13 protein-coding genes are annotated in these 22,168 nt (G+C 37.2%); 9 read left to right on the forward strand and 4 right to left on the reverse strand.

Annotated features, from left to right (window positions below):
* Nucleotides 1-123: 123 nt before the first annotated feature.
* Genes LB454_RS13590 through LB454_RS13605 form a run of 4 tightly spaced genes read right to left on the reverse strand, consistent with a single transcriptional unit; the run spans nucleotide 124 to nucleotide 8,621 of the window.
* Nucleotides 124-2,940, reverse strand: a complete 2,817-nt coding sequence (locus LB454_RS13590; RefSeq protein ID WP_224465225.1) for an alpha-amylase family glycosyl hydrolase — start codon at nucleotides 2,938-2,940, stop codon at nucleotides 124-126.
* 54 nt (nucleotides 2,941-2,994) lie between these two features.
* Nucleotides 2,995-4,083 (reverse strand): SusE domain-containing protein, encoded by a 1,089-nt coding sequence (locus LB454_RS13595; protein WP_224465226.1) that lies wholly within the window; start codon nucleotides 4,081-4,083, stop codon nucleotides 2,995-2,997.
* 18 nt (nucleotides 4,084-4,101) lie between these two features.
* Complete coding sequence (locus LB454_RS13600; protein ID WP_224465227.1) at nucleotides 4,102-5,697, reverse strand: RagB/SusD family nutrient uptake outer membrane protein; 1,596 nt, start codon at nucleotides 5,695-5,697, stop codon at nucleotides 4,102-4,104.
* A gap of 11 nt (nucleotides 5,698-5,708) precedes the next feature.
* Nucleotides 5,709-8,621, reverse strand: a complete 2,913-nt coding sequence (locus LB454_RS13605; protein ID WP_224465228.1) for a SusC/RagA family TonB-linked outer membrane protein — start codon at nucleotides 8,619-8,621, stop codon at nucleotides 5,709-5,711.
* Between the two features lie 195 nt (nucleotides 8,622-8,816).
* Here LB454_RS13605 and LB454_RS13610 point away from each other — a divergent pair, with 195 nt between their 5' ends.
* The 9 genes from LB454_RS13610 to gap all read left to right on the forward strand — a co-directional run bounded on the left by LB454_RS13610 (nucleotide 8,817) and on the right by gap (nucleotide 22,115).
* Nucleotides 8,817-9,860, forward strand: coding sequence for a LacI family DNA-binding transcriptional regulator (locus tag LB454_RS13610; RefSeq protein ID WP_224465229.1), 1,044 nt, complete (start codon nucleotides 8,817-8,819; stop codon nucleotides 9,858-9,860).
* Between the two features lie 108 nt (nucleotides 9,861-9,968).
* Nucleotides 9,969-11,492 carry an MFS transporter gene (locus tag LB454_RS13615; RefSeq protein WP_224465230.1) on the forward strand — a complete coding sequence of 508 codons (1,524 nt, stop codon included), beginning with the start codon at nucleotides 9,969-9,971 and terminating at the stop codon, nucleotides 11,490-11,492.
* Nucleotides 11,485-12,153, forward strand: a complete 669-nt coding sequence (pgmB, locus tag LB454_RS13620) for a beta-phosphoglucomutase (protein WP_224465231.1) — start codon at nucleotides 11,485-11,487, stop codon at nucleotides 12,151-12,153. The genes LB454_RS13615 and pgmB overlap by 8 nt, the downstream gene beginning before the upstream one ends.
* 13 nt (nucleotides 12,154-12,166) lie before the next feature.
* Nucleotides 12,167-14,452 carry a glycoside hydrolase family 65 protein gene (locus LB454_RS13625; protein WP_224465232.1) on the forward strand — a complete coding sequence of 762 codons (2,286 nt, stop codon included), beginning with the start codon at nucleotides 12,167-12,169 and terminating at the stop codon, nucleotides 14,450-14,452.
* A 10-nt stretch (nucleotides 14,453-14,462) separates the two neighbouring features.
* Complete coding sequence (locus LB454_RS13630) at nucleotides 14,463-16,571, forward strand: glycoside hydrolase family 97 protein (protein ID WP_224465233.1); 2,109 nt, start codon at nucleotides 14,463-14,465, stop codon at nucleotides 16,569-16,571.
* A 9-nt stretch (nucleotides 16,572-16,580) separates the two neighbouring features.
* Nucleotides 16,581-18,476 (forward strand): glycoside hydrolase family 13 protein, encoded by a 1,896-nt coding sequence (locus LB454_RS13635; RefSeq protein ID WP_224465234.1) that lies wholly within the window; start codon nucleotides 16,581-16,583, stop codon nucleotides 18,474-18,476.
* A gap of 81 nt (nucleotides 18,477-18,557) precedes the next feature.
* A complete protein-coding gene (locus LB454_RS13640) occupies nucleotides 18,558-19,997 on the forward strand; it encodes an alpha-amylase family glycosyl hydrolase (RefSeq protein ID WP_224465235.1) in 1,440 nt (479 codons plus the stop codon).
* Nucleotides 19,998-20,103: 106 nt separating this feature from the next.
* Entirely contained in the window at nucleotides 20,104-21,090 is a 987-nt protein-coding gene (pfkA, locus tag LB454_RS13645) for a 6-phosphofructokinase (RefSeq protein ID WP_224465236.1), read from the forward strand.
* Nucleotides 21,091-21,119: 29 nt separating this feature from the next.
* A complete protein-coding gene (gene gap / locus LB454_RS13650) occupies nucleotides 21,120-22,115 on the forward strand; it encodes a type I glyceraldehyde-3-phosphate dehydrogenase (protein ID WP_224465237.1) in 996 nt (331 codons plus the stop codon).
* Nucleotides 22,116-22,168 lie beyond the last annotated feature (53 nt).

Here is a 22,168-nt window from a genome sequence, read left to right on the forward strand (position 1 = left end):
AGAGGTAGCCTGCCTGCATTTCTTGGCAAAGGCAGGATTAAGAAGGGTGTTCTTATTATGTAATTAAAATAAAAGACCTCGAGTTTTTGCTCGAGGTCTTTTGCTTAACTAATTCAAATAAATCTACTTGATCATCAACTTTTGGGTTTGAGATTGGTTTTGATTGGTATATCTTACAAAATATAAACCTGAGTTGAGGTTATCTGTCTCAAAACGATGATTAGCGTCAAATCCTCCATGATATTCTTTGAGTAACCTTCCATTCACGTCAAATAACTGAACGGCATCCACTTCATTGGAAATAGAGAAGTAAGATTGTGCAGGATTTGGATAGATGCTATAATTTAATGTGGAAACTTCTTCTGTGTTTAAAGAGGGTTGATTATCAAAATACATTTTGAATTCTCCTGGAGCTAAAGTCACGTTCATGTTGGTATCTGTAACTTCTAGTGTTGTCTCTGTGACCACATCATACCAGGTTCCTGTTTCCTGAAAAAATGGCTGAGTAGTTGTTGGCATTCCTCCAAAGTTTCCGACGATGATAAGGTATTGAGGATCACTTCCTGTAGCATTATCATCTACCAGGTAAATTTTCTTTACAGCACCTTCAAAATCTTCATAATTTGCTGTGTTATCATCCAGTTCTAAGGTGTAGTTATCCGTTTTAAAAATGGGTTCGTTTAACTTTAATGCAATCAATTTGGACCAGAAGTCATATACATCTGTTCGGTTGGTATCGTTAAGGTAATCCCAGCGAATTGGCTTAGGTCCTGTTCTACAATCATCATCAATGGAGCCATCTTCACAGTAATTGATACTGAACTCATAGCCCAATTCTCCAAACTGCCAGATCATTTTTGGACCTGGAATCGTAAAGTAAAACGCACCGGCTAATTCTAATCGATCTAAGCCAGTCTCGAGTTCCCTTACATCGTAAGAACTATTACGGTTACCAAACTCATTATTTTTATACATCAAGCGTTCTTCATCGTGGCTCTCCATATAGCCGACAACAGACTCTGTACTCCAGCCTCTGGATTGAGCAGAAACCCTATTGAAATTTGATTCTTCGTAACCCATTGTTGCTTCATTGTAGTTGTAATTCACGTTTCCCCAGACTAACATGCCAGGTTCATTTGCATTTCCTGTAGCTCTGTGGTTGATCAGTACTTCCTCCTCAGAATCAGGGGCAAAGTGCTCAAGAATAACGTAAGCATCTTCATCATAACTTCTGATCTCATCGTACATTCGGTTTAAAATATCAATCCTAGATTGGTCATAACCACTACCATCTCCTACTGTATTGGTGAACCCTTTGGTAAAGTCAAATCTATACCCATCAATTTTATATTCTTCAATCCAAAACCTATTGATTTGATCCATATACTCTTTTGTAGCCTGGGATTCGTGATTGATGTCATTGAAAAACTGAAACTCTGTGTTTGCATCATTGACATTAAACAAAGGATTATTTGCAGTGGCTTGTCCTTCATAGCATCCTCCACAATCATTGTACATTCTGTAATAAGGGTGCTGACCTGTAGCATGATTGAACACCACATCTAAAATTACAGCAATCCCTCTTTGGTGACAGGCATCTACAAAAGCTTTAAAATCATCTGGTGAACCGTAGTATTTATCTAAAGCCATATGTAGGGCTGGGTTGTACCCCCAGCTGATGTTACCGTCAAATTCATTGACGGGCATCAATTCTATAGCATTGATGCCTAAGTCTTCCAGATAATCCAGCCTATCAATTACCGCCTGGAAGCTATGATTTTCATCAAAATCTCTGATAAGAAGCTCATAAATCACTAAATCATCCTGGGCCGGTCTGTTAAAGTTTTCGACCTGCCAGTCATATTCAGCTTCATTGGTTTTTACCCAGGAGACCAATTCAGTAGTTTGCCCTTGTGGGTAATTTGGAATGTTGGCAAAGGTATTTTCGTCGATAAATTGATCATTTGAAGGATCTAAAACCACTTCTGAATAGGGGTCAGCTACGACAATATCAGCTTCAATACTGTATTGAAATAGAAAATTATTATCTAGTACACTGAAATTATTCAGAGTGATCCAATGCTGATTGGTAGTATCGTCAAAATTCATCAAATAGGTATTGTCTATGGTCCAGTTATTAGCATTGAAGTTACCAATAAGATGAACGAATTCTTTTTCAGGTGCAAATAGAACTAGGGTGATTTCATTTGGATTACTACTATCGTAATTGATGCCATTTTTAGCACCAGCAGGAACTGGAGCGATAGTCACATCTGGAGTTAACACTGCATTAAATTGAAATTCGAAGATTTCACCAGAATTTGGTTCTGTAGCTGTAAGTACAAAATTAGAATCTTCTGTAATTGTTAGATCATTTGAGTACGAAGTGATACCATTCTGCGTATCGACTACACTGCCATTTTGAGATAACTCGAAGTCGGCATTAAGGCTTGCTGTAGCTTGTATAGGCAATACATCGCCAGAATCGAGTAGGGTTGTTATATTCGCTGGACTGTCTAATGTAACTTGAAAACTTCCTACAGGAATTCGATTATCCTGTGTTTTTTTATCGCCTGTACCGTCTTTGGCCTTTGCCAACATACCTAATTCAACAATATCGGTTGAATTGTAAAGTTCGGTAGGAGTAAAGGTGAAGGAAAAAGTACCATCGCCGTTGTCTGTCATTTTTTGTGTTTCATTGGAGTTAGTCCATTCACCGTTGGTAGGTGAATCAAACTCTTGACCAGATGTGTTTTGATACCAGGCCCAGAAATAGACATCATCAACTCCCCATAAATCTGTATCTATGCCAGAGACGGTGATGGTTATTTCCTCATCCTGATCAAATGTTGGCGGAGAAACTGTAAAAACTCCGTTTTGTTGTTGTGCAACTGATGCTATGGACACCAAAAAAATTGCAATAAGTAAAATTTTTTTCATGATAATAAGGTATAAAAAAGGCTATCCCTTAGAGATAGCCTTATGTTTTATAAATTAAATTTCTGTCAGTGTGTAAGAATACATTCGAGGATTACTCAAATCTAATTCAACAAGATAAGTTCCTCCATTTTCATTAATAAGGTCATCTCCGCCAAAGTTTAAGTTATTAGGATCACCTCCTAAATTTATGTCCCAGGAATCATTTGCTCTAAATTTGAAGGCATCAGCTGTAAGTGTGATTTCGATTTCAAATTTTTTGGTTTCAGCATTATATGTCATAGGAGTACTTTCATCCCAGCCATTAGGTGTAGCAGCGCCAATAATTCCCCAGTTTGTTTCAGTAAGATTATAAGTCAAAGCGTCAGTATTAGCTCGAACTAAATAATAACCAGCTTCAGCAACAATATCAGGACCACTTACTTCAAGTGTGCCTTCTTCTTCACCCATACCGTAGTCTGTGTTATCGTAACTAAACACTCCATCCGCATCAGGTTCTACAAATTTGAAATTACCTTCTAAATACATGAACCCTTCATAATCTACGTTTCCAACATCTGAAGCCGCAACTAACGGAGCAGAAGGGGGGTCATATTGATTGTCTTGATGTTCACCAGGAACAGACATTAATGGTATAACAGGCTCTTCTCCACCAGCAGCAATAAGTGTAACTGTCAATGTTGTTATTTCTGAAATGGTCTCAGGTGAATTTTCAGCATTTTCAGAACCAATAAGAGCTCTTACTCTAAAGAATAAATCTCCTGAGTCTGGATTTTCAGTTTCTTCATCATTGTCCAAACCGGCTGCTTCTGCTAGGTTTAATAGTTGACCAACAGATACAGAAGCCTGCTGATTTGAGGTTTCAGCTAAACCTACAGGTTCAGTGAATTCAAAATCAATAGATCCTTCAAGTTGATAAGTGATAGGGGTTGGAACTCCAAAATCTGGAGATTCCCATGTAAATCGCTCTGCATTGTTTTGTGCTATCTGACTACTCAATAAATATTCGCTCAAAAAATCGTTGGTAAACGAAATTTGATCCGGGGGTGTTTGTGCAGTGAATTCTATTTCATCATCATCACTACAAGCATTGAATGCAAAAATTGCAAAAAACACCATCATTAGTTTTAAAATGTTCTTGTTCATAATTTATAGTATTTAATATTAATAACCTGAGTTTTGAGTTAAATTTTGATTTGTTGCTAAACTAGCAGCAGGAATGGGATATAGAGCTCTAAAGCCATCAATAGAAGTACCTGCTCTCGGTCCACCTTTGAAAGACCATATATACTGGTTTCCGGTATATAAACCAAACCTGATTAAGTCTTGTCTTCTATGATTTTCCCAGTACAATTCTCGTGCTCGTTCGTCTATAATAAAATTGAGGTCTAGTTGTCCTGATGAAATATTACCAGAATTATCTCCAAATGCTCTCTCTCTTAATGCGTTAACATACCCTAAAGCTGTTCCAGCATCTCCACCGCCACCTCTAAGATGGGCTTCCGCATACATTAGGTAAGCATCTGCCAATCTAAACATTGGGAAGTCTGTATCCGTAAAGGTTCTGTCTGATCCAAATCCACCAGTAGAAGTTCTATTGGAATATTTGGTAATGACATATCCTGTATTTGGATCTGTAATATCCAATTCTGAAGGTCTATTTTCGGTAATCAAAGTATTTCGAGAGTCATCCTCAAATAATGAATTTGATAAAAACTTATCCGAAAATTCAGGTCTTAACCTAAATAAACCTCCGAATCCACCTGGATTTACACCTAGACTTTCTCCGTTTTCCTCTTGAGCTCCAACTTGTCCTTGAATTAAAATAGTAGTGCCTCCAAAATTTTGAGTGGTTTGCCCATCATTTGAAATTGGAAAGATGATTTCATTTTGAGCACCATTGGTATCATTATCCGCAAGAAAATTGAATTGATATTCATCAACCAAACTATAGCCGGCATTGATCACATCTTCACATTTTGAAAGAGCTTCTGCATATCTGGGAGTTCCAGTATAGACTTCTGCATTTAGATAAATTTTGGCCAGGATCATATCTACAACACCCTGATTAACTCTTGCATATTCTCCAGTATTTCCTGCAGGCAGGTCTTCTCTTGCTTCTATGAGTAAGCTTTCAACTAAATCAAATAACTCCTCTCTGGATAGTTCTTCACCCTGGGTAAAACCAGGCTCCATTGTTTCGTCGTAAAAAGGGGCTTTACCAAACATATCCATTAAGTGATAATATGATAAGGCTTTTAAAGCTTTGGCCTCAGCTCTAAAAGTTGTTATCTCATTACTGGTTATACCTCTGGTCTGAAGAATTTCTTCGGTAGATTGTCTTAAAAACTCATTAGACAAAGCCACAGAAAACATAGCTCTAGAGTAAACACCTCTTAACAATACGTTTTCAGGAGAGGCTGAGTTTCGTTGAACACCTCTTATGCCTGGATCGTTTTCAAAAGTGAAAATCGCTTCATCTGTAGAGAGGGTCTGTAAATTGAACATTCCTCTTATATATTGACCAGTCCCTGCATCAAGTCCGCCAATATTAGTACCACCTGGATCTGTAAGAGAAGAAAGTGATAAATTGGCGTAGATTCCTGCTAAAGCTTGCTTATAAGCATCTTCAGAAACAAAAATTTCATCTGCTAATGTGATATTTTGATCACGTAACTCAATATCTAAGTCGGATTCACATGATGTGAATATAAACATCGCTCCGATGAATGTGAATAGTATATAATGTTTTAGTTTCATAAGTTGTCTAATTAAAAGTTATAATTAACGCCAAGCAAATAAGTTCTACCTCTTGGATAAATAGTGTTATCTACACCAAAACTATCCAGTTCTGGATCTACACCTGAATAATCAGTGATTACAAAAGCATTTTGTAATCCCATCCAAAAGCGGAGACTGGTAGTTTCTCTTTCGAATCCTCTTAAAGTATAACCTAAGGTGATGTTATCCATCCTTAAGAAAGAGGCATCTTCTACGTAGAAATCTGATAAAATTACATCTGGAGTTCTTGCAAAACCTGTTTCTAAGACTTGAGTTGGTAAATTGTTAGGTGCAACTAAGTCTAGATTTCCTGTTTGAGCTCTGGAGGAGTTAACATTATTATACACATCATTTCCAAAACTAGCTCTTAGATTGAAATTGAAATCAAAATCCTTATAAGTTAAGTTAGACTGAAAGCCCATTAACATGTCGGCTTGACCATTTCCAGAAACATATCTGTCTCTGTCATCTATAGTTCCATCTCCGTTTAAATCTGCATATGCTCCTTCTATAGGTTGGCCTGCACTATCATATAATTGTGCATACGTAAAAAAGGAATTAGGCCATGCACCTTCTCTTTGTACTTGAATGGTGTTTCCAGTACCTCCAGATATTCCAGTAACGAAGATGTCTTGACCAAAGGCAAGTCTTGTTATCTCCCTGTCGATGGCAGTGAAGTTGTAGTTTACATTCCAATTTAACTCATCATTTCTTATTACATTATAATCCAGGTTAACCTCAACACCTCTTGATTCAAATTGACCGATGTTTTGAAAACCTTGATTAGAAAAATTAGCGCCATCCGGTACAGGGACATCAGATAATAGATCATCTGCAGTTCTTTCAAATACATCTACAGAGCCTGATAATCTATCGTTGAAAAAGGCAAAATCAACACCTAAATTGATTTCGGTGAGAATCTCCCAACTTAAACCAGGATTGGTGTAAAGGGGTTGAAAAGGAACTATAGGATTACCGAATCTATAGCGTTGATTGGATAAACCAGCTCGATAACGTCTTAAATAATCTGATCCAGCTGAAATATCTTGTTGTCCTAGTTTTCCCCATCCTGCTCTTACTTTCAAGCTGTTGATGACTGAATTGTCTTTTAAGAAATCTTCTTCACTAATTTGCCATGCACCAGAAACCGATGGAAAGTATTCGAATCTATTATCTGGATTAAATCTAGAGACGCCATCACGTCTTAAAGATCCATTGATAAAGTATTTTTCTTTAAAGCTAAAATTAGCTCTACCAAAGTATCCTATCAAAACTAAATCATCATCTACAACAGTGACAGGATCAGCAGCGTTTGGATCCAATAATTCATTTGTAGTAAAGCTTTGAGATTCAATTTTTTGATAAGAATATCCAGCTGTAGCTTTAAGACCAAAATCTCCAAAATTATTTTCGTAAACAAAATAAGAGTCTGCAGATGTATTGGTTCGTGCGTTAGTAAATCTTGATTCGTTTCCTATAAACTCGCCCTCCTCAGCATTTACACCAAGTGCACTTTCTCTTGGCCTTGTAAAAGATCCTTCACTATCTGTTCTATCATATCCAAGATTGGTAACTAATTTAAGTTCTGGTAAGAAATGAAATTTATAGTCTAAATTAATGTTTCCAAAAAACCTATCGGCATTACTCACATTGGTAGTTTGTAAAAGCTGGGCAACTGGGTTTCTGGGTACATTAGAAGATGCTGAACCATCATTGTCTTGAAATTCAAAAAAACCACCGTATGGGGATCCAGGAGTTCTCACAGGTTGAGTAGGGTCAAAAGTGATTGCATTTCCTTCTACACCATCTGCAAATCTGTTATCTTCATTACTATAATTTGCGTTTACCCCAATTTTGAGATGATCGTCAAATAGCCTAGGATTTAAAGATACAGAAGCTGTTGTCCTATCAAATTTAGATGTCCTTCTCAACCCCTGTTGATCTGAACGGTTAAGCGATAAACGTGCAGGGATTTCTCCAAACAAAGCACCACGAGCGCTTAAGTTGATATCAGTCGATTTAGCATCTCTATAAATTTCATCTTGCCAATTGGTATCTGCATTGCCAAGATCATCAAGACGATCTGGAAAATTATCTCTAACCAGATTTCTAAATTGTGATGCGTTCAATACATCTATAGTATTGTCTATAGTTGTTACGTTTTGTTGCACGTCAAGTGTAACATTCAGCTTACCTCTTCCTTTTTTGGTATTGATAATGATGACTCCATTAGATCCACGAATACCATAAATAGCAGCTGCAGAAGCATCTTTTAAGACTGAAAAGGATTCAATGTCATTCGGGTTTATACTGGAGAGTATAGAGCGGGTGCCATCTGCTGTATCATTATCCAATGGCAAACCATCCAAGACAATCAAAGGAGAGTTATTGGCATTGAAAGAAGAGCCTCCACGAATTCTAATCTCAGAACCAGACCCAGGACCACCACCTTTGGTAACAGACAGACCTGGAACTCGACCTTGAATCAGACTTTCCGAAGTGACAATATTTCCTTTGTTGAAATCTTTTTCAGTAACGGAAGCGACCGACCCAGAAATGGATTTTACGGTTTGGTCGCCATAACCAACCACAACCACTTCGCTTAGTGCTTCTGCGTCTTCTACCATTGATACGTCTATGGAAGTTTCGCTACCATCAAACACAATTTCTTGAGTTCTGTATCCCACGTAGGAAAAAGACAAAGCCTCACCGTTTTCTAAAACGATTGAGTAATTCCCGTCAAAATCAGTCGTTGTTCCTTTTGTCGTATTTTTTACTGCTATGTTGACTCCAGGTATAGGCATACCGTTGTTATCAACTACAGTTCCACTTACTGTGGATTGGGCAAAAATACTTATAGGCAAAAGCATTAGCAACAGACCTAAAAGTTTAATTGTTCGCATAGATTCTTGTTTTGTGTTATTAATGAGTTATATTTTTACTTCCGATGTTAAAGTTATATAAACATATTTCAACAACCTTAACTACAGCTTAGCTACATCGTTTTCGTGTTGATAACTTTTTAAATTTTAAGAAAAAGTGCCGTTTTTTAGTGATTTTATACTTATTTTTCTACTTGAATTGAAAATAACTCATTAATGAAACAAAAACCTACACTTAAAGTCATTGCCAAAGAGTTGGATGTTTCTGTTTCTACAGTATCTAAAGCCTTAAGAGACAGTAAAGAAATTGGTGAAGAAACCAAAAATAAAGTAAAAGCTTTTGCTAAATTATACAATTACAGGCCCAATAATATTGCCTTGAGCTTAAAAAACAAAAAGACCAAAACACTTGGAGTGATTATTCCGGAAATTGTCCACCATTTTTTTACCACAGTAATTTCAGGAATAGAACATTACGCGAATGATAAGGGTTACAATGTTATCGTAGGGCTTTCCAACGAGTCCTTTAAGAAAGAAGTCATTAACTTGGAGATGTTGGCTAATGGAAGCATTGATGGATTTATCATTTCAGTGGCTAAAGAAACACTTTCTGCCAAAGATTATCATCATTTGTCTGAAACAATAGATCAAGGTATACCAATTGTGATGTTCGACAGAGTTATTGATGAAATAGAATGCGATAAAGTGATTGTAGATGATGTGAAGACTTCAGAGAAAGCAGTTCAGAAATTGATTAATAGTAATTGTAAGTGCATTGGCATCATAAGTACCAAGGATTATGTAAGCGTTGGTCGACTAAGAACAGAGGGCTATATTAATGCTTTAAAATCCAATGGAATAAAAGTAAATCACAATCTGATTCTTAAAATTGATGACAAATTCAATTCTGATGATAATCTGGAATTTTTGGAAGAACAAATTCATAACTATTTTGAAACAAATGAAGTTGATGGTTTATTTGCCGTGAATGAACTCTACGCTATTACTGCAATGAAAGTTGCCAGACTGAAGGGTTTAAGTATTCCAAATGATCTTCAAGTCATTGGCTTTACAGATGGTGTATTGTCTAAACACGCTTATCCACCTCTCACTACAATTAGTCAACATGGCTTCGAAATGGGCGAAGAAGCAGCTAAATTACTTATTGACCGATTGGAAAATACTAATGAAGAGGAAGAGCCGTTTAAAACTACAGTTGTGAAAACGGAAATCATAGATAGAGAAACAACAAAATTGTAAAACATAAAAATTTAAATATATTTGCAATAAACAAGGCTATATTTTTACTTCCATTAGATAGGCTTTGTTATATATAAAGTTTATCGTTTTAATTTAAAATTAAACGATATGCAAAAGCGAAAGCTTAGTTTTTGGGAAATCTGGAACATGAGTTTTGGATTTCTTGGCATCCAATTTGGATTCGCCCTTCAGAACGCAAACACTTCTAGAATTTTTGAAACCCTTGGTGCTGATGTAGAGAGTATTCCTATACTTTGGATAGCTGCACCAGTTACTGGTTTAGTTGTTCAACCTATCGTTGGTTATTTCAGTGATAGAACCTGGACAAGGCTTGGAAGAAGAAAGCCTTACTTTTTGGTAGGTGCAATTTTAGCTTCCATAGCTTTATTCCTCATGCCAAATTCGCCAGAACTTTGGATAGCAGCAGGAATGCTATGGATTATGGATGCTTCCATCAATATTTCTATGGAACCCTTTAGAGCTTTTGTGGGAGACAATTTACCAGAAGAGCAACGTACACTTGGCTTTGCTATGCAAAGCTTTTTTATTGGAATTGGTGCCGTAGTCGGTTCTGCTTTACCCTATGTACTAACCAATTGGATTGGAATTGCCAATACTGCACCAGCGGGTGAAATACCCGACTCCGTCAAATGGTCCTTTTATGTGGGAGGTGTCATTTTCTTTTTGGCTGTAATGTGGACAGTACTATTTTCAAAAGAATATTCACCGGAGGAGTTGGAAGCTTTTGAAGAAAGTAGAGATACACCTCGAATTGAACCAAAAACCGATCAAGAAATCCAAAGTAACATATCCACTCAAAAAAAGTCTGGCTGGATTATGATACTAGTTGGTGGCTTAATTTCTTATTTGATTTTTGCAAACGGGCTCACCAAAGAGCTCTACATATTATTTATAGGTCTCATTGTTGTTGGTGTTTTGTTTTTAATTGTTTCGGAATTAAGAAAAAAGAAAATCAAAAACGGATTTACGATTATCGTTTCAGACTTATTGAACATGCCCACTACAATGAAACAACTGGCTTGGGTACAGTTTTTTTCATGGTTTGCTCTATTCTCCATGTGGATTTATACGACTCAAGCAGTCACAGGCCATGTGTTTGATACTCGAGACACCACCTCCAAGCTTTATAATGATTCTGCAGACTGGGTAACAGTTATGTTCACAGTTTACAATGGAGTTGCAGCTATAGTAGCCTTCGCTTTGCCTGTTCTGGCAAAACGTACCAGCAACAAATTCACACATATGCTGGCATTAACTCTTGGAGGATTAGGCTTAATTTCCATTTATTTTGTTACCAGTAAAACCGGTCTTATTCTTAGTATGGTTGGCGTTGGAATTGCCTGGGCGTCTATTCTTTCTATACCTTATGCTATGCTTTCTGGCTCTTTACCTTCCTCCAAAATGGGGTATTATATGGGAGTTTTTAATTTTTTCATAGTAATTCCCCAAATTGTAGCTTCTACAATTCTTGGGTTCATCGTTTCCAATTTATTCGACAATCAACCTGTTTACGCTTTAATCATTGGTGGTTTTGCCATGATTGCAGCTGGACTCTTTACTCTAAAAGTAAAAACAAACACAAGACTAGACATAAAACAAAACAATGACTAAAGCATTTATATTTGACCTTGATGGTGTCATCGTCGACACAGCAAAATTTCACTTTTTGGCCTGGAAAAACCTGGCAGAATCTCTGGAGATTCCTTTTTCTGAAGAAGAAAACGAACAACTCAAAGGCGTCTCAAGAATTCGGTCCCTTCAGAAAATACTGGAGTGGGGGAATAAAACCATTTCTGAAGAGGAATTCAAAAGACTTATGGCTGAAAAGAATGAAGAGTACTTAGCTTATGTTGATCAAATGACAGAAAAAGATATTTTACCAGGAGTCATGGAAATCCTTAACTACGTTAAATCAAATAATTATCCTATTGCCCTGGGCTCTGCTAGTAAAAATGCAAGGACTATTTTATCCAAAGTAGGTTTGGAAGATTATTTTGAAGAAATAGTCGATGGTAATGAAGTGTCTAAGGCTAAACCCAATCCAGAAGTATTTCTAAAAGGATGCAGACTTTTAAAAGTAGAACCAGAACAAGCTATTGTTTTTGAAGATTCCAAAGCTGGAATTGAAGCGGCAAACTCAGCACAAATGACGAGTGTAGGCATCGGTGATAAATCGGTTTTGAATGCAGCTGACTTCAACTTTCTAGATTTCACAGAAATAAGCAAAATTACTATTGAAACTTTGATTAATTTCAAAAAACAAACCAACTAAAAAGTAAGACATTATGAATCAAGACTATATCACATTAAATCCTTGGTCAATTATAGAAGATGGCTTTGAAGTCGATCGCGTTCAATCTTCAGAAAGTTTATTCAGCATTGGAAACGGTTCTATGGGCCAGCGGGCTAATTTTGAAGAAACCTATTCTGGGCCTAGCTTTCAGGGAAGTTACATCGGAGGAGTTTATTATCCAGACAAAACGCGTGTAGGCTGGTGGAAAAATGGCTATCCAGAATATTTTGCTAAAGTACTAAATGCTCCCAACTGGATTGGGATTAACGTCATCATCAATGATGAATTACTGGATTTGTTCAGTTGTAAAGCGGTCAAAAACTTCAGGCGTGAACTCAATATGAAAGAAGGCTGGCTCGGTAGAAGTTTTGAAGCCACTCTTCAAAATGACATTGTCGTAAAAGTAGAGGTGAAGCGATTTTTAAGTCTTGAGTATGAAGAGCTAGGTGTGATCGATTACCAAGTGACTCCTGTCAATTCTGATGCTAAAATTACTTTTATTCCCTATTTAGACTCTGGAATTACTAACCAAGATACCAACTGGGATGATCAGTTTTGGAACACGACTAATAAAAAGGTAGATGCAAAGCAAGGCTTTATAGAATGCCATACTCTTAAAACCTTCTACCACGTCTGTACTTATATGGAATCTCACTTATTTCTGAATGGAAAAAAGTCTGAAACCAATGGACAACCAGAGGAAAAGGAGATGGAGGTGTCAATTTCTTTTGAAGAACATGTAGCGCAAGGGAATACCCTCAGCCTTCAGAAATACGCTGGTTATACCACTTCTTTAAATCACGATAAATCTGAATTGATTTCTGCGGCAAAATCAGTCATAGAAAAAGCAACCTCAGCAGGATTTGAAAAGCTTTTGAATACTCAAAAAGAAGCCTGGAGTAACATATGGAGCATGAGTGATATCTCGATTGAAGGGGACGTGAAAGCTCAGCAAGGCATTCGATTCAATATTTTTCAACTGAATCAAACCTATACTGGAACTGACCACCGCTTGAACATAGGACCTAAAGGCTTTACAGGCGAAAAATACGGAGGGAGTACCTATTGGGATACCGAGGCCTATTGTATTCCTTTTTATATGGCGACCAAAGATCAAACGGTAGCTAGGAATCTGTTAAAATACCGTTACAACCACCTGGATAAAGCCATTGAAAATGCTGAGAAGCTTGGTTTTACAGGCGGTGCTGCCTTGTACCCAATGGTCACCATGAATGGTGAAGAATCGCATAACGAGTGGGAAATCACCTTTGAAGAGATCCATAGAAATGGGGCTATTGCTTATGCTATTTTTAATTACCATCGCTATACTGGCGACTATTCTTACATTCCTGAAATGGGACTGGAAGTCTTGATTGCTATTGCAAGGTTTTGGCAGCAAAGGGCAACCTTTTCAACTCAAAAAGACAAGTACGTCATTCTTGGCGTGACTGGTCCCAACGAATATGAAAACAACGTCAACAATAATTTTTACACCAATTATATCGCCAAATGGTGTATTGAGTTCGCTGTTGAAAATCTTAAAAAGGTTGAAAAAGAATTTGCTGATGATTACGCCAGAATTATCCAAAAAACAAAACTTACGAATACTGAAATAGATTCAATGGTGAAGGTGGCCGATCACCTGTACTTCCCGTATTCTGAAGAACACGGCGTTTATCTGCAGCAAGATGGTTTCCTGGATAAAGAAATGGTGAAAGTTGATGATTTGGATCAAAGCCTCCGTCCTATCAATCAGCACTGGTCCTGGGATAGAATCCTGCGTTCGCCTTACATCAAACAAGCCGATACTTTGCAAGGCTTTTACTTTTTTGAACATCATTTCAATAAAGAAGAAATTGAAAAGCACTTTGACTTCTACGAGCCCTTTACAGTGCATGAGTCTTCACTTTCGCCTTGCGTGCATAGCATTCAGGCGGCTTTGCTAGACCGAATGGAACAGGCTTATGAATTTTACTTAAGAACCTCTCGACTAGATCTTGATGATTATAATAAGGAAGTAAAAGAAGGTTGTCATATTACCAGTATGGCAGGGACGTGGATGAGTATTGTGGAAGGCTTTGGGGGGATGCGCGTCAAAAATGATCAGTTGCATTTTGCTCCAAAAATTCCAAAAGAATGGGATGCTTATTCATTTAAGGTCAACTTTAGAAATCAGATTTTAAAAGTTGAAATCGATCATAAAGACACGAAGTTTTCTCTAGAAACTGGAGGGAAACTACAAATTGTTGTCGACGGAAAATCCGTTGATGTCAACTAAAACAAAGACTATGAAAACTATACTTGCCTTTTTTGGGCTAATCGTATTGACTGTAAATTCCTATGGTCAAAATTTATCATCACCCAATTCTGAACTCGAACTGAATTTTGAGCTCAATAGTGATGGAACACCGGTTTATGCTTTGCAATATAAAGGAGAAGAAGTTATCGCTGAAAGCAAGCTTGGGCTGGAATTAGTAGATGACGATAAATCGTTGATGGACGGCTTTGAAGTTAAGGACAGCTCAACTTCAACTTTCGATGAGACTTGGAAACCCGTTTGGGGAGAGCAGTCTGAAATAAGAAGTCATTACAATGAGTTGGCTGTTACTCTTGAGCAACCAGAACAAGACAGATACATTATCATACGCTTTCGGCTCTTTGATGAAGGTCTAGGCTTCAGATACGAGTTTCCACAACAGGACAATCTTGTATATTTTGTTATCAAAGAAGAGCACACTGAGTTTGCGATGACAGGCGATCACACTGCTTTTTGGATACCTGGGGATTACGATTCCCAAGAATATGATTATACGACTTCAAAGCTTTCAGAAATCAGTGGACTTTTTGACGATGCCTTGACCGGCAACGCTTCTCAAGAGCAATTTGCTAAAACAGGGGTTCAAACGTCTTTAATGATGAAATCTGATAATGGATTGTACATCAATTTGCATGAAGCAGCCTTGAAAGACTATTCCTTGATGAATTTAAATTTAGACGAGTCTAGCTTAACTTTCAAATCCTGGCTAACTCCCGATGCTATAGGTAATAAAGGCTATCTCCAAGCGCCAGCCGTTTCTCCCTGGAGAACCGTAATGGTGAGCGATGATGCTACAAATATATTGGCTTCCAATATGAATCTGAACTTAAATGAACCCAATAAACTCGAGGATACGTCCTGGATTAAACCTATAAAATACATGGGTGTTTGGTGGGAAATGATTACCGGTAAAAGTACCTGGAATTATACCGATGATTTGCCTTCAGTAAAACTTGGTGAAACCGATTATTCCAAAACCACACCCAACGGAAAACATGCAGCTAATACTGAACATGTAAAAAAATACATTGATTTTGCCTCAAAACATGGCTTTGATGCCTTATTGGTAGAAGGCTGGAACGAAGGCTGGGAAGACTGGTTTGGAAAATCGAAGGATTATGTATTTGATTTTGTAACCCCATATCCAGATTTTGATGTTGAGGAGATTCATGATTATGCAGCTTCAAAAAATATAGAGATGATGATGCATCATGAAACTTCTGGAGCGATTAGAAATTATGAACGTCATATGGACACTGCTTATCAGTTTATGAACAAATATGGCTATACTTCTGTAAAAAGTGGCTACGTCGGTGATATCATTCCTCGTGGCGAGCGTCATTACGGACAGTGGGCTATCAATCATTTTCTTTATGCTGTTCAAAAAGCAGCAGATTATAAAATTATGGTGAATGCACATGAGGCTGTAAGACCAACTGGATTGCGAAGAACTTACCCTAATTTGATAGGAAATGAATCGGCTAGAGGTACAGAATTTCAGGCGTTTGGTGGATCTAAACCAAACCACGTCACAATTCTACCATTTACACGTTTAATTGGCGGACCGATGGACTATACTCCTGGTATTTTTGAAATGGACATCAGTAAACTCAATCCAGACAACAATTCTCACGTCAATTCTACGATTGCGAATCAATTGGCCTTGTACGTCACGATGTACAGTCCGCTACAAATGGCAGCAGATTTACCAGAACACTATGAGCAATTTATGGATGCGTTTCAATTCATCAAAGATGTCGCGATAGACTGGGATGAAAGTCACTACATAGAAGCAGAGCCAGGAGAATACATTACAGTAGCCAGAAAGGCTAAAGGTTCTTCAAGCTGGTTTATAGGCAATGTTAATGGGACAACTCCAAGAAAGACCAAGTTGAAATTAGACTTTCTGGAAAAAGGAAAAACTTATGAGGCCACGATTTATGCTGATGCCAAAGATGCGCATTACAAAACCAATCCACAGGCTTATAAAATCTCAACCAAAAAAATAACCAACAAATCTACTTTGAGACTCAATTCAGCAGCTGGAGGCGGGTTTGCGATTAGTATTGTTGAAAAATAAAATTTGAAGATGAAATCTAAATCGAGTTTATCTTTTCTGAAATTAGCACTTGGCTGTATTTTTATTCTGAATTTGTCTTCAGTTGACCTAAAAGCACAAGACCTAAGAGTTGAGCCACCCAACTGGTGGATAGGCATGGAAATGAATGAAATACAACTTTTGGTTCATGCGGATAATATCTCAAGTTACGAACCACAATTGAATTACAAAGGCGTTGAGGTTACTAAAATCCATAAAGCCGATAGTCCTAATTATTTATTCTTAGATGTAAACATTTCAGAACAAGCTAAAGCAGGCAGCTTTGAGATAAAATTCAAAAAGAAAGGGTCTAAGAATTTAGGCTTTGATTACGAACTGAAGTCGAGGCAAAAACCAGCTGAAGACTATGTAGGTTTTAATCATACAGATGTGGTATATTTAATTACACCCGATCGTTTTGCTAACGGCAATCCTAAGAATGACGTTGTTAAAAACCTTAAAGAGACTAAAGTTAATCGTGAGGATAATTACGCCAGACATGGAGGTGATATTCAGGGCATCATGGATCATCTGGATTATATCTCCGATATGGGTTTTACGAGTATTTGGTCAAGTCCGTTACTAACCAATGATATGGAAAACTCGTCTTATCACGGTTATGCTATTACCGATTTTTACGAAGTTGATCCAAGGTTTGGAGATTTGGAGCAGTATAAAGAGTTATCTAAAAAGGCTTCAGAACAAGGAGTGGGGTTAATCATGGATATGGTTGCTAATCATTGTGGAAGCGGTCACTGGTGGATGGAGGATTTGCCGTTTGGAGATTGGTTGAATTTTCAAGAGGAATATGAATCTGGAGAGGAGATTCCTACGTCGAATCACAAGCGCTCTACCAATCAGGACCCCTATGCTTCAGAAAGGGATACAAAACTCAATAACCAAGGCTGGTTTGTGTCTACCATGCCAGATTTGAATCAAAACAATGAGTTTTTGGCTAATTATATTATTCAAAACAGCATTTGGTGGGTGGAAACACTTCAGCTTCATGGCATAAGACAGGATACCTATCCTTATCCAGATAAAGCGTTTATGTCGGATTGGGCTGGAGCGATTATGACTGAATATCCTAATTTTAATATTGTAGGTGAGGAGTGGACGACAGATCAGGTGCTGGTGAGTTACTGGCAGGATGGAGTTCAAAACAAAGATGGATATGAGTCCAACTTGAGATCGGTTATGGATTTTCCTATGCAAATGAAGATTGTCCAAGCCTTGAATGAAGGCAACGAGGGCTGGGGCAATGGTTTGGTAAAAATTTACGAAGGTTTGGCTAATGATTTTAATTACGCAGAGCCTAAGGACATTATGATTTTTCCCGATAATCATGATATGGACAGAATTTTTACTCAACTGAATGAAGATGTTGATAAAACAAAAATGGCTCTGGGCTTGATTTTAACTTTACCGAGAACGCCTCAAATTTATTACGGCACTGAAATCCTGATGCAAAATTCAGATAAGCGTGGAGATCATGGACTCATCAGAACTGATTTTCCAGGAGGCTGGGATGGTGATCAAATCAATGCCTTTACAGGTGAAAATTTACCTGAAGACAAAAAGGAGTTTCAGACGTTTTTGAAGACTTTATTGAATTTTAGAAAAACTTCAGACGCTATTATGGAGGGAAAAATGGTTCACTTTGCCCCTTTTGAGGGTGTTTATGCTGTGTTTAGAATTCATGATAATCAAACAGTTGTTTCCTTTCTCAATACGAATGATGAATCTATAAAAGTTAATTTGTCAAGATTTGAGGAGTTAAATTTAGATGGAAAACAATTCAAAAATGTGATACAAGCTTCTGGTTTTAATTGGGGAAAAGAACTTCAGTTGCAACAAGGATTTAGCATGTATAAATCTAATAATTAGTTTAATCGTATTCAAAATTGCTTGCGTTTCTTGGAGGTGCAGGTCTAAAAAAGACATATTAAAACATAAATCAAGAATATCATGAGACACTTTAAATTTTTAAGCCTTCTAGTTTGCTTATCTATACTTTTAGTAGGCTGTAAGCAAAAGTCAGATCAAGAAGAAAAGGAGGAGGCACAAGCATTTGAACCTATTACGAATAAGGTCTTGGAATCCTCTGTGATTTACGAGGCGAACATTAGACAGTATTCTCCTGAAGGAACATTTTCAGAATTTACAAAGGATATCCCAGAGTTAAAAAAACTGGGAGTGAAAGTCATCTGGTTAATGCCTGTATATCCCATTTCCATGAAAAATAGAAAAGCAACACCAGACTTATCTATTGAAGATATTGAAGATCCTGAAGAAAAGGAAAAATACCTGGGAAGCTATTATGCTATTTCAGATTATACAGCCATCAATCCAGAATTTGGAAGCATGGAAGATTTTGATGAGTTAATAAATACGGCTCACGACAACGGGATGTATGTCATTCTGGACTGGGTCGCTAACCATACTGGCTGGGATCATAAATGGATTGAGAAACATCCAGAATACTATCATAAGGACAAAGATGGTAACGTTACAGATCCCATTAACCCTGATACGGGAGAGTCTTGGGGCTGGACCGATGTTGCTCACCTTAATTATGAAAATGATTCGTTGTGGAAGGCGATGAGAGACGAAATGGTGTACTGGGTAAAAGAAAAGAACATCGACGGATTCCGTTGCGATGTTGCGGGTAATGTAACCACCGATTTTTGGAATTATGTGGTTCCTGAACTGAAAAAGGAGAAGGAAATATTTATGCTCGCAGAAAGCGAAGATAAAGATTTGTTTTACGAGGCTTTCGATATGGGTTACAATTGGGAAGGTCATCATATTATGAATGAAATTGCTCAAGGTGAAATGAGCGTGAAAGACTGGGATGATTACATGACAAAAATTGATTCGACTTACCAGGAAGATGATTATTTAATGAATTTTATCACCAATCATGACGAAAATTCTTGGAATGGAACTGTCAAAGAACGGATGGGAGAAGCTTCTGAAACCATGCTGGCTTTCACCTATGCTTTGCCAGGGATGCCGTTAATTTACAGTGGACAGGAATATGGCATGGGTAAACGCTTAAAGTTTTTTGAGAAGGATAGTATTCCTAAGACTAAAGGTAAATTATGGGATATTCATGTGAAATTGGGAGAGCTAAAGAATACAAATGAAGCTTTACATGGTGCAAAACAAGCAGCTTCTTACAAGCGACTTTCTACTTCTAATGATGAAAATATCATTGCTTTTGAAAGGTCTAAAAATGATGAGACATTAATTTACTTAGCAAATTTCTCGGATGAATCTCAAGAATTTAAATTTGAGATCCAAGGACAATTTAACGATTTCATGACTTCAGAAAATATTGAAATAAAAACTAACCAAATTCATAATTTCAAGCCTTGGGAATACAAAATTTTGATAAACAAGTAATTTTTAATTATCTTTTATAAAATTTTGGTAATGTTTAGCTGTCGAAATCGTTTTAGTCGATAACTATATTAGTAAGAATCTTATATTTAAAATATATTTGAATTTAATGAACAAGAAAATTAACAAAATAGCAGTTTTAACTTCAGGTGGTGATTCCCCAGGAATGAATGCTGCCATAAGAGCAGTTGTAAGAAATGCTGCCTACTCAGGCTTAAAGTGTGATGGTATTTATAGAGGTTACCAGGGTTTGATAGAAAACGAATTTATTGAACTTGGCCCTAGAGATGTGAAAAACACAATCAACAGAGGTGGTACGTTTTTAAAATCTGCACGATCCAAAGATTTCATGACCCAAAAAGGCAGAGAACAAGCTTTCAAAAATTTACAATCTAGAAACATTGACGCACTTGTTGTGATTGGTGGAGATGGAACTTTTAAAGGTGCTTCTGTATTTAGTAGCGAATTTGATATTCCTATTATAGGCATACCAGGTACGATTGATAATGACATCAATGGAACCGATTATACTATTGGGTATGACACAGCTCTCAATACGGTTGTAGAAGCTATTGATAAAATCCGTGACACTGCGAGTTCACATGACAGACTTTTCTTGATTGAAGTTATGGGAAGGGATGCAGGTGATATAGCTTTAAATAGTGGTATTGGTGCAGGTGCAGAAGAAATTCTTATCCCAGAAGAAAATTTGGGTATAGAAAGACTTTTAGAATCACTGGAAAAAAGTCGGACGACTGGAAAAACCTCAAGTATTGTTGTCGTTTCAGAAGGTGATCAAATAGGCAAAAACATAACTGCAGTAGCAGATTCTATTCAGACTAGCTTACCAGACTACGAAGTAAAGGTGACCGTTTTAGGCCATATTCAACGTGGAGGCTCACCTAGTTGTTTTGATAGGGTATTGGCAAGCAGACTGGGAGTTGGAGCAGTAGACGCTTTACTGGAAGGTGAGTCTAATATAATGGTAGGTATTAACCATAAGAAAATAGTTTACGTACCTTTCGAGACAGCCATCAATATTAAAAAAGTATTAGATACAGATCTGATAAGAGTTGCAGATATTGTATCAACGTAATTCAACGTATAATTTTAAATTCAATAATTATGACAAAAATAGGTATTAACGGTTTTGGCCGTATTGGTAGAATTGCCTTTAGAATAGCAATGGACCATAAAGATGTAGAAATTGTAGGGATTAATGATTTACTAGATGTAAATCATTTGGCATACATGCTTAAATATGATTCTGTACACGGTAGATTCAGTAAATCTGTTGAAGTCAAAGACGGACATTTAGTCGTTGACGGGAAAACAATTAGAATTACTGCAGAAAAAGATCCAAGACAATTGAAGTGGGATGAAGTTGGTGCTGATATCATTTTAGAATGTACTGGTATTTTCAAAGAAAAAGACAATGCCTCTGCTCACTTAGATGCTGGTGCTAAAAAGGTAGTGATTTCTGCTCCATCTAAAACTGCACCTATGTTTGTTATGGGAGTAAACGAAAAGGATGCAAGAGCAGAAGACACCATTGTATCCAATGCGTCTTGTACAACTAACTGTCTTGCTCCAATGACAAAAGTTATCAACGATAACTTTGGAATTGTTGAAGGCTTGATGACAACTATTCACGCAGCAACTTCAACACAATTTACAGTGGATTCTCCTTCAGCTAAAGCCTACAGATTGGGTAGAAGTGCGATCAACAACATTATTCCTGCAAGTACAGGAGCTGCAGTTGCTGTTGGTAAAGTAATTAAAGAAGTAGAAGGTAAGTTAACAGGTATGGCTTTCCGTGTTCCAACTGCTGATGTTTCGGTAGTTGACCTTACTGTAAGAACAGAAAAGTCTGCTACTTATGAAGAAGTAAAAGCTGCTATGAAAGCTGCTGCAGATGGACCAATGAAAGGAGTTTTAGGATACTACGAAGACGAAGTGGTTTCTCAGGATTTTGTTTCTGAAGCTGCTACTTCAAACTTTGACGCTAATGCTGGAATCGCATTGAATGATAATTTCTTCAAATTAATAGCTTGGTACGATAATGAGTATGGTTACTCAGCTAAACTTATAGATCTAGCGCTTCACGTCGCTAAATTATAAGTTCACCTTAAGTAAAAAAGCTTATTTCTAAGAGAGGAATAAGCTTTTTTTAT

Origin of the sequence: Psychroflexus montanilacus (assembly GCF_020164535.1) — a bacterium.
GTDB lineage: Bacteria > Bacteroidota > Bacteroidia > Flavobacteriales > Flavobacteriaceae > Psychroflexus > Psychroflexus montanilacus.